Origin of the sequence: Flavobacterium sp., assembly GCF_020217025.1 — a bacterium.
Taxonomy (GTDB): Bacteria; Bacteroidota; Bacteroidia; order Flavobacteriales; family Flavobacteriaceae; genus Flavobacterium.
In genome coordinates, this window is the sequence record NZ_JAIWOF010000122.1 from 1 (window position 1) to 10,000 (window position 10,000).

10 protein-coding genes are annotated in these 10,000 nt (G+C 33.8%); all 10 read left to right on the forward strand.

Going from position 1 to position 10,000, the window contains the following annotated elements; genetic code table 11:
- Positions 1 to 77 precede the first annotated feature (77 nt).
- Positions 78 to 1,592, forward strand: coding sequence for an MBOAT family O-acyltransferase (locus LDL23_RS06030; protein ID WP_291264904.1), 1,515 nt, complete (start codon positions 78 to 80; stop codon positions 1,590 to 1,592).
- Between the two features lie 58 nt (positions 1,593 to 1,650).
- Positions 1,651 to 1,854, forward strand: coding sequence for a DUF6132 family protein (locus LDL23_RS06035; RefSeq protein WP_291264905.1), 204 nt, complete (start codon positions 1,651 to 1,653; stop codon positions 1,852 to 1,854).
- Positions 1,855 to 1,909: 55 nt separating this feature from the next.
- Positions 1,910 to 2,233 (forward strand): hypothetical protein, encoded by a 324-nt coding sequence (locus LDL23_RS06040; RefSeq protein WP_291264906.1) that lies wholly within the window; start codon positions 1,910 to 1,912, stop codon positions 2,231 to 2,233.
- Between the two features lie 60 nt (positions 2,234 to 2,293).
- On the forward strand, positions 2,294 to 3,892 hold the full coding sequence (locus LDL23_RS06045; RefSeq protein WP_291264907.1) for a hypothetical protein: 1,599 nt from the start codon (positions 2,294 to 2,296) through the stop codon (positions 3,890 to 3,892).
- Between the two features lie 109 nt (positions 3,893 to 4,001).
- Positions 4,002 to 4,208: a hypothetical protein gene (locus tag LDL23_RS06050; protein WP_291264908.1), complete on the forward strand. Its 207-nt coding sequence runs from the start codon at positions 4,002 to 4,004 to the stop codon at positions 4,206 to 4,208.
- Between the two features lie 117 nt (positions 4,209 to 4,325).
- Positions 4,326 to 5,786, forward strand: a complete 1,461-nt coding sequence (locus LDL23_RS06055; protein WP_291264909.1) for an FAD-dependent oxidoreductase — start codon at positions 4,326 to 4,328, stop codon at positions 5,784 to 5,786.
- 12 nt (positions 5,787 to 5,798) lie between these two features.
- On the forward strand, positions 5,799 to 5,930 hold the full coding sequence (locus tag LDL23_RS06060) for a hypothetical protein (RefSeq protein ID WP_255471468.1): 132 nt from the start codon (positions 5,799 to 5,801) through the stop codon (positions 5,928 to 5,930).
- Positions 5,931 to 6,100: 170 nt separating this feature from the next.
- Positions 6,101 to 7,408 (forward strand): TolC family protein, encoded by a 1,308-nt coding sequence (locus LDL23_RS06065; protein WP_291264910.1) that lies wholly within the window; start codon positions 6,101 to 6,103, stop codon positions 7,406 to 7,408.
- A 4-nt stretch (positions 7,409 to 7,412) separates the two neighbouring features.
- Positions 7,413 to 8,495: an efflux RND transporter periplasmic adaptor subunit gene (locus LDL23_RS06070; protein ID WP_291264911.1), complete on the forward strand. Its 1,083-nt coding sequence runs from the start codon at positions 7,413 to 7,415 to the stop codon at positions 8,493 to 8,495.
- A 33-nt stretch (positions 8,496 to 8,528) separates the two neighbouring features.
- Positions 8,529 to 10,000, forward strand: a 1,472-nt coding sequence (locus LDL23_RS06075) for an efflux RND transporter permease subunit (RefSeq protein WP_291264912.1), incomplete at its 3' end; no start/stop codon positions are given.

Consider the following 10,000-nt stretch of genomic DNA (forward strand, 5'->3'; position numbering starts at 1 on the left):
GGATATGAAAAACAAGGCGAATTGTTTTTTGAAGCTTTTTTACAATCATACGAATTATTTAAATCGACAAAGCAGTAGTGAAAGCACTTTTTAGCATACAAAATTGGTTTCTTGAAAATGTAGGGAATATCGATTTAGCCACCATTAAAAACTGGTTTTTATTCAACCCAAAACAACCACTATTATTTAATAGTGCAATTTTTTTAGGATTCTTTTTAGTTTTCTATATTATTTACATTTTATCTAGAAAAACCCATTATTTCCGCATTACTTATGTGGTGTTATTTTCTTTGTTTTTCTATTATAAATCAAGTGGAATATATTTTGGATTGTTGATTTTTTCATCGGTAGTCGATTATGCTTTATCGCGATTAATTTATGAAGAAGCCAAACAAGGGTATCGTAAATTTTACATGATATTGAGTTTGTTGATTAATTTGGGAATGTTAGCGTATTTTAAATATACCAATTTCTTCATTGATAATTACAACGCTCTTTTTAGTGGAAATATGAAGTTTGAAGATATTATTCTTCCTGTCGGAATTTCATTTTATACCTTTCAAACCTTAAGTTACACGATTGATGTATATCGAAGAGAATTAGAGCCTACGAAAAGTTTCATGGATTTCTTGTTTTTCGTATCGTTTTTCCCGCAATTAGTAGCAGGACCTATTGTAAGAGCAAGTGATTTCATTCCTCAGATTTATGAGAAATTAAAGTTAACGAAAGAAGATTTCAATCGTGCTTTATTCTTAATTATTGGAGGTTTATTAAAGAAAGCGGTGATTTCAGATTACATTTCGAGTAACTTTGTTGACCGTGTTTTTGATGCTCCAAACAGTTATACTGCTTTCGAAAATTTAATGGCATCTTACGGATATGCAATTCAAATTTATTGTGACTTTTCAGGATATTCTGATATTGCTATTGGATTAGCTTTATTGATGGGATTCTGGTTACCTGATAACTTTAGAACACCATACCAATCGGGATCTATTACTGAGTTTTGGAGAAGATGGCATATTTCACTTTCGAGTTGGTTGCGAGATTATTTATATATTTCTTTAGGCGGAAACCGAAAAGGCAAAATTAGAACCTATTTCAACTTATTCATGACGATGTTGCTTGGTGGATTATGGCACGGCGCTTCCTGGAAATTTGTAGTCTGGGGAGTTTTGCACGGATTAGCTTTGGTAGTAGAAAAATTCTTTGGACAGTTTATCAAGTTGCCTAAAAATGTATTTGTTAGAACCATTCAAGTTATTTTGACGTTCCATTTTGTGGTGTTTTGTTGGTTGTTTTTTAGAGCAAAAGATTTTACTACAGCATTTCAAATTGCAGACAATATTACCAAATTAACTTTCAATCTTGAGCAATGGCAAACCATTATTTTAGGATATAGAAATGTCTTTTTGTTAATCGCAATTGGAGTAGTTTGGCATTTTGTTCCAGTGAAAACATTAGCCGGAATGCAAAAAACATTTTCGACATTACCATTGGTTGCAAAAGCTGTTTTATTAGGATTGATTTATTGGGTAGTGTATGCCACAGCTTCAGCCGATACACAGCCGTTTATTTATTTTCAGTTTTAGTAACTTTTGTTACTCTTTTACATTTGTGTGTATTGTAACTTTGTTCTTTTAAAGCGAGATGAATAAAAAAGAAATCATAATTACGCTTGTAGGAGTTGTAGTCGGATTAATTTCGGGTTATGCTTATTACCATTATATTGGATGTGTTTCTGGAACCTGTTCTATCACTTCGAAACCATTAAATAGTACTTTGTACGGAGGTGTATTAGGAGGATTATTCTTCAACATGATAGGTGATTTTTTTAAGAAGAAGAAATCCTAATTGCTTGTGTAACAATTGTTGCCTAATGCTTTTACAATTTGTGTAAATTTGTTGAATGAAATTTTCTGTTCACATACTATGTGTTTATCTGTTGCTTTTGGTGGCTTTGCCGTCTGTAAGAGCAATGAAAATCTTGGTGAGTGAAAATTGTGAACAAACCTGCCATAAATCAGATTCTGAATCTTCAGGTTGCGAGAAAGGAAAAATCATCATGAGTTTGAATTTCAGTCCCGTTCAATTTGTAGGTGAATTGGATTTTAAACCTGAAATTATTTTCCCTGAATTTCAAATCGAAAAAGAACAATCGAATTACGAGAAAATCTTTATTTCTAAATACCAAGATTCCATTTGGCATCCGCCGAAGTTTTTCATTTCCTAACTTAAAAAGTTGATTTTCATGTTTGTGTTCTTACACAAGCTTAACTTATAATGGAATAAAATGAAAAATATTTTAATCGTGTTTTTGTTGGCTTTTTTTCAGTCAACAACAGCACAAACTACCTTTGAATATGATGTGGTGCTAACTCCCGTTACAGTTTCAGGATTACCGGGATTGCATTCGTATGCTTTTGCGCAGCACAATGGAAAATGGCTAATCATTGGAGGTCGAAAAGATGGTGTTCATGCGCGCCAACCTTTTAATGCTTTTCCAGGAGCGAAAAACAATACCGATATTTATGTGGTTGATATTGCAACGCAACAATCGTGGTCAGCTTCAGTGAATTCGCTTCCGACAGGAATCAAAGAACAATTGCAATCGACCAACATGAATTTTTATCAAGATGGTGATGCTTTATTTATTGTTGGAGGATATGCGTATTCTACAACAGCTGCCGATCATAAAACGTTCAATAATTTGACTTCGGTTGATGTACCTAATTTGATTAACGCTATTGTGGCGGGAACTCCAATTACTTCGTATTTCAAGCAAATCACCCATGATGTTTTTGCTATTACAGGTGGACAATTGGGTAAAATTGGGAATACGTTTTATTTGGTAGGCGGACATCGTTTTGATGGTCGATACAATCCGATGAATAATCCAACTTTTACTCAAACCTATTCCAATGCTATCCGAAAATTTACGATTGATAACTCGGGAAGCAATTTGAGTTATGCCAATTATGAAGAAATAGTGGATGCGGTTCATTTACATCGTCGCGATTATAATTTGTTGCCTCAAATATTTCCTAATGGAGAATTAGGTTACACGATTTCGTCTGGTGTATTTCAAATTGCAGTGGATTTACCGTTTTTATATCCAGTTGATATTAAAGCAGGAGGTTATTTTCCACAGACGCAATTTAATCAATATTTGAGCAATTATCACAGTGGGAAGGCTTGTTTGTATGATGCTACCAATAACAGAATGCACAATTTGTTTTTTGGTGGAATAAGTCAATATTACTATCAAAATGACACTTTATTGCAAGATGATACGGTGCCATTTGTGAAAACTATAAGTAGAACAACACGTTTTGCAGATGGAAGTTTACTCGAATATCAATTACCCATCGAGATGCTAAATTTAAAAGGCGCTGGAGCCGAATTTATTCCGAATGAAAATTTACCGCATTATGCAAACGAAGTTATTCAGTTGTCGAATATTACAGCGGATGAATTTGTAATTGGATATTTATTTGGAGGCATTCAAAGTTCTTCAACATCAGCGTTTACCGATAATCAAACTAGTTTGACTAGTGCTGATCCAACGGTTTACCAAGTTGAATTAGTTAAAAATCCGTTATTAAGCACACCTCAAATTGATGGTAAAAATCCGTTTTCGTTTACGGTTTCTCCTAATCCAACATCAAATGATACGGTTAGAATTCAATTTGACATGCCTTATTCGGCTAAAGTCAATTATATTCTAACTACTTTAGATGGTAAAATTGCAGAAGAAGGAGAAATCGAAGATGTGAAAGCAGGAACAAATGTTATGAACTTTAGTTTGGCTTCGGCTAAGTCAGCGTTTGTAATTATTACTTTTGTTTTTGACGACAAATTTTATGTGTCTCAAAAAGTGATAAAAAAGTGATACTGTTAAATTAATAAAAAATTAAGAGTACTATTTCTAAAATTATATATATTTGTAATAGCACAACACAAACAAAAAAGAATAAATAACAATTTAAAAAATACACAAAATGAAAAAATTAGTTTCTATCATGGCTGTTGCCGCTTTTATGTTATCAATGAATGTTAATGCTCAAGAGCCTAAACAAAAAGCAAAAAAAGAAACAGCTAAAACTGAAAAATCTTGTTCAACTGCAGATAAAAAATCTTGTGGTTCAGAAGCTAAATCAGGAGGATGTTGTTCATCTAAAAAAGCTGCTGAGAAAAAAGCGGAATAGTTTTATTCAAAATAAATTTAGAACGCCTCGATTTTATCGAGGCGTTTTTTTATGTAACAAATGTTGCTGTAGCACAAATACATAACATCTAAATTTGATTTTATAAAGCGAAAAAATATGTCAAAAATAGTTGTTTTAGGTGCTGGTATAGCTGGACATACAGCGGCAGCTCACTTAAGAAGAAAATTAGGTAAGGAACACGAAGTTTTAGTAGTGTCTCCCAATAGAAATTACCAATGGGTTCCCTCAAATATATGGGTTGGAATAGGTAGAATGAAATCTAAAGAAGTAATTTTTCCTCTAGAACCTTTATATAAAAGAAAAGGTATTGGTTACAAGCAAGCAAAAGCTGTTTCCTTTCATCCAGAAGGAGATGGTTCTGAACAAAAACCTTATATTTTAGTGGAAGGCGTTTTTGGAGATAATTTAGGAAAACAAGAAAAAGTGACCTACGATTATCTTATTAATGCTACCGGCCCAAAATTAGCTTTTGATATGACGGAAGGATTAGTACCTGAAACGAACAAAGTGTATTCCGTTTGTACTTATGATCATGCTGAAAAAGCTTCAGAAGCTCTTCATAAATTAATAGACCAACTGAAAAAGTCAGATAAAAAATCAAAGATTTTAATTGGAACAGGTCATGCTAAAGCAACGTGTCAAGGCGCAGCTTTTGAATATATTTTGAATGTAGAAAAAGAATTGCAAAAATTTGGTGTTCGAGATAAAGCTGAAATTACATGGATTTCCAATGAATACGAATTAGGTGATTTTGGAATGGATGGTATGTTGATGGAATACAATGGTTTCAATATGAAATCAAAAGATATGGTGGAAATGATTTTTGAAGATCGTGGCATCAAATGGATTTTAGGTGCTGGTGTAACTAAAGTAGAAGACGGAATCGTACACTATGAAAATTTAGAAGGAGAATACAAAACAGAAACTTTTGATTTTGGAATGCTTATTCCTGCTTTCTCTGGACATGGTTTTCAAGCCTACGACAAAGACGGACAGAATATTATCGAAAAATTATTCAGAGGTTTCATGGTAGTTGATGCTGATTATACACCAAAACCTTATGAAGAATGGACGGTTCAAGATTGGCCAGAAACATATCAAAATCCAAGCTATAAAAATATTTTCGCACCTGGAATTGCTTTCGCACCACCACATACGATATCAAAACCAAGAAAAAGTAAAAACGGAACCGAAATTTTCCCAGCTCCACCACGAACTGGTATGCCTTCTGGAATTACAGCAAAATTAGTAGCTGATAATATTATAGATTCAATCAAAACTGGAAAAGAATCATTACATCATAAAGGTTCATTAGGAAATATGGGAGCTGCTTGTATTGCATCAGCAGGTTATGGAATGACGCAAGGAAGTGGTGTAAGTATTACAACCTATCCCATTGTTCCCGATTATAAAAAATATCCAAATACAGGTGGAAGAGACATTAAAAAAACTTTTGGAGATATCGGTTTAGCAGGACATTGGGTGAAATTATCCTTACACTACGCTTTTATTTACAAAGCAAAAATGAAACCTTTTTGGTGGTTAATTCCTGAATAAAATTTTAAAATTATGACACAAAGAATATCAAACGCACAGCGTTCCAAAATGCAAAATCCATTGATTCAATTATTCAAATTCTTTTATTTAAACATTAGAATTTTAAAAATTGTGGCAGGTGGACATGGTGGAACAAGAAAGTAATAATCATTTTGAAGATGATGATTGTTTTTAGTTTTATTGGTTAGTCAGAGCGTCTTTTACAGGCGCTCTTTCTTTTTGTAACAATTGTCACAAGGCTGTGTAACTCATGTTACCGACTACCTTTTTTTACGAACGTACATTTGTATTGTTAATTAAGAATAAAACTAACTATGAAAAAAATCAATTTAATAATCGTACTTGGATTGGTGTCTATTTCTGCTCTTGCGCAAGATACTTTGAGGATTTCAAAAAATGATTTATTACAGAAAGTCACTGAAAATAATCTACAAATTAAAGTGGCAGAAAAATCATTTCAGTCTGCAAAAGCGGATTATCGTCAATCGAATGCACTCTTTTTGCCCAATATTAATGTTTCGCATACAGGAATAGTCACAACCAATCCATTAATGGCTTTTGGTTCGAAATTAAATCAAGAAATCTTGACGGCCTCCGATTTTAATCCGGCATTATTAAATAATCCTGATAAAACGCAAAATTTTGCCACCAAAATAGAAGTACAACAACCACTTATCAACTTAGATGGTTTGTATGGAAGACAAGCTGCAAGAGCTAAAATGGATGCTTTTCAATTACAAACTGAGCGCACTAAAGAATATTTAGAACTTGAAGTTTCAAAAGCCTACATGCAATTGCAATTGGCTTATAAAGCAGTAAAAGTTTTAGAAAAAGCAAATTCAACGGCACAAGGCAATTTAAAATTGGTAGAAAACTATTTCAAAAACGGAATGCTACAAAAAACAGATTTATTAAATGTTCAAGTTCGTGTGAATGAAATCGCTAATCAATTGCAATATGCTAAATCCAATGTGCAAAATGCTTCGGATTATTTAGCGTTCCTATTGAATGAAGATATGTCTGGAAAAACTTATAAGCCAGTAGAAGCATTAGATAATGCAATTGTCATTGAAAGTATCAACACAACACTTTCTGATTCTAGAAAAGATATTCAAGCGATGCAAAAATCAGCAGAAGCGTATCAAAAAATGTTTCAATCTTCTAAATTCGGCTTCTTACCACGATTAAATGCTTTTGGAAGTTACGAATTGTATGACCAACATGTGTTCCAAACTTCAGCCAAAGGATATGTTGTAGGAGCACAATTATCATGGAATGTTTTCGATGGCTATAAAAACATCGGAAAAACGCAAAAAGCAAAAGCAGATTTTGAAAAAGCAACGGTTGAAACCGAACAATACAAAAAACAAAGTCAGTTAGAACTGAACAAAACCAATCGTCAATTACTTGATGCAGAAAATAAAGTGAATTTATCCAAATTAGCTTTTGAACAATCGCAAGAAGCTTTTAGAATTCGTCAAAACCGATTCACACAAGGATTAGAAAAAACTACCGATTTACTAATGGCTGAAACGCAAATGGCGCAAAAAGAATTAGAGCATTTGCAAGCCGTTTTCGAATATAACTTTACCAAACAATACTTACAATTTTTAACGAAATAAGACTATGAAAAAAATAATAACAATCATCACACTATCATCCCTAATCTTAACTTCTTGTGGAAGTGATAAAAAAGAAAATATTACTGATTTACCTGCAATTCCAGTAAAAATAGCGGGTAATTTAGAAAGTTCTAATAGTCCATACATAACGGCAAGTGGAAAAATAGAATCTGAAAATAGTGCTAATTTAAGTACTAGAATGATGGGTTATATAACCAAAGTCAATGTAAAAGTGGGACAAAATGTTTCAGCTGGACAACTTTTGGTAAGCATCAATAATACGGATTTACAAGCAAAAAAAGCACAAGTAGATGCTTCAATCACACAAGCTACAGCTGCTTACAACAACGCGAAAAAAGATTATGATCGTTTTGTGAATTTGTTTGGGCAACAATCGGCTTCTCAAAAAGAATTAGACGATATGACGGCTCGCTACGAAATGGCAAAAGCAGGTTTAGAAGCAGCCAAACAAATGAGTAATGAAGTGATGGCGCAGTTTTCTTATTCGAATATCACCGCTCCATTTTCAGGAACAGTTACCAATACTTTCGTAAAAGAAGGCGATATGGCAAACCCAGGAATGCCTTTAGTAAGTATTGAAGGCGCTTCAAGATTACAAGTAACCGCAATGGTTTCAGAAAGTGATATTTCCAATGTAAAAAACGGAATGCCAGTTAAAATCAACGTGAAATCGTTAAATAAAGAAGTTACTGGAAAAGTTTCTGAAGTGAGTTTATCCGCAAAAAATACAGGAGGACAATATTTGGTGAAAGTTACTTTGGATAAAATGGATAAAGAAATCTTATCTGGAATGTTTGTCAACGTACAATTTCCAACGGCTAAAAAAGAAACGACTGCTGTAAAATCGGATGTGGTTTTGGTTCCTGAAAGCGCTTTAGTAAAACAAGGACAGTTAACCGGAATTTACACAGTAGGAAGTGGTAATGTCGCTATTCTAAGATGGTTAAGAATCGGAAAAACATTCGGAAATCAGGTAGAAGTGTTATCAGGATTATCAGCAGACGAGCAATATATCGTTTCAGCAGAAGGTAAATTATTCAACGGAGCGAAGGTTAGTGTTCAGTAAAAAGAATGCTATAAACATTTAAACTTAAAAACAATGCAAGAAGGTATATCAGGTAAAATAGCCAATTTCTTTATCAACTCTAAATTAACCATTTTATTGATGGTGGCGTTGATGATTATTGGTACATATAGTTCGTTTTTAATTCCAAGGGAAGAAGAACCACAAATTAACGTTCCTATGGCCGATGTTATGGTCATGTATCCTGGCGCAAGTCCGTCTGAGATAGAAAATAGAGTGGTAAAACCATTAGAAAAAATTATTGGTAACATCAAAGGAGTTGAGCACATTCACAGCATGGCGATGAATGGCTATTCTATGATGGTGGTGCAATTTTATGTAGGTGAAAACAGTGAAGATTCGTATGTAAAATTATACGACGAATTGATGAAAAACCGCACTATGTTTCCAGAAGGAGTTATGCAACCTATCGTAAAAACTCGCTCTATAGACGATGTTCCGATGTTAGGATTAACGCTTTGGAGTGAAAAATACGATGATTTCCAATTACGTCAAATAGCAGAAGAAGTTACTTCAGAAGTTGAAAAAGTAAAAGACGTTGCCATTACTAAAGAAATCGGTGGTAGAACACGTGAGCTAAAAGTAGTTTTAGACAAAGATAAAATGGCTGAAAATGGTGTAGATGCTTTGGGCATTATGCAGATGATTCAAGCCAACAACGGTAGTTCGCAATCAGGAAGTTTTGTTCAAAATGATACAGAGTATTTAGTTACAACAGGTAAATTTTTAGCCACTTCAGAAGATGTAGAAAACTTGGTAGTAGGAGTGAATAATAACATGCCTGTTTACTTAAAACAAGTCGCTACAATTCAAGACGGACCACAAACACCTAAGAATTATGTGTCTTTTGGTTACGGAAAAGCGAATGAGAAATTTTCAAAACATAATTCGGAATATCCTGCTGTTACCATTTCGATAGCGAAAGTAAAAGGTGCCGATGCGATGCAGATTTCAGAGAAAATCATTTCTAAAGTTGAAAGCTTAAAGAAAAATATTATTCCTGCCGATGTGCATGTAGAAGTAACTCGTAATTACGGAGAAACGGCTTCGCACAAAGTAGGAGAGTTGTTGTTGCACTTAGGTGTTGCTATTATTGCGGTAACGGTTTTGGTAATGTTAGCTATGGGTTGGAGAGGTGGATTAGTGGTTTTCTTCTCAGTTCCATTAACCTTTGCTTTGACTTTATTTAGTTACTATTTATTAGGATATACCCTAAACCGAATTACCCTTTTTGCCCTAGTTTTCGTAGTGGGTATTGTGGTTGACGATAGTATTATTATTGCCGAAAACATGCATCGTCATTTCAAAATGAAGCGACTGCCATTCAAACAAGCGGCAATTTATGCAATTAATGAAGTAGGTAATCCAACGATTTTAGCAACGTTTACTGTGATTGCAGCGATTTTACCTATGGCTTTCGTATCTGGAATGATGGGACCTTATATGAGTCCAATGCCGATTGGAGCTTCGATTGCGATGATATTATC

Bases quoted from the DNA above. Each gene is read 5' to 3' on its own strand.
- LDL23_RS06035 (WP_291264905.1), top strand. From the start codon at position 1,651: ATGAATAAAAAAGAAATCATAATTACGCTTGTAGGAGTTGTAGTCGGA.
- LDL23_RS06040 (WP_291264906.1), top strand. From the start codon at position 1,910: ATGAAATTTTCTGTTCACATACTATGTGTTTATCTGTTGCTTTTGGTG.
- LDL23_RS06045 (WP_291264907.1), top strand. From the start codon at position 2,294: ATGAAAAATATTTTAATCGTGTTTTTGTTGGCTTTTTTTCAGTCAACA.
- LDL23_RS06050 (WP_291264908.1), top strand. From the start codon at position 4,002: ATGAAAAAATTAGTTTCTATCATGGCTGTTGCCGCTTTTATGTTATCA.
- LDL23_RS06055 (WP_291264909.1), top strand. From the start codon at position 4,326: ATGTCAAAAATAGTTGTTTTAGGTGCTGGTATAGCTGGACATACAGCG.
- LDL23_RS06060 (WP_255471468.1), top strand. From the start codon at position 5,799: ATGACACAAAGAATATCAAACGCACAGCGTTCCAAAATGCAAAATCCA.
- LDL23_RS06065 (WP_291264910.1), top strand. From the start codon at position 6,101: ATGAAAAAAATCAATTTAATAATCGTACTTGGATTGGTGTCTATTTCT.
- LDL23_RS06070 (WP_291264911.1), top strand. From the start codon at position 7,413: ATGAAAAAAATAATAACAATCATCACACTATCATCCCTAATCTTAACT.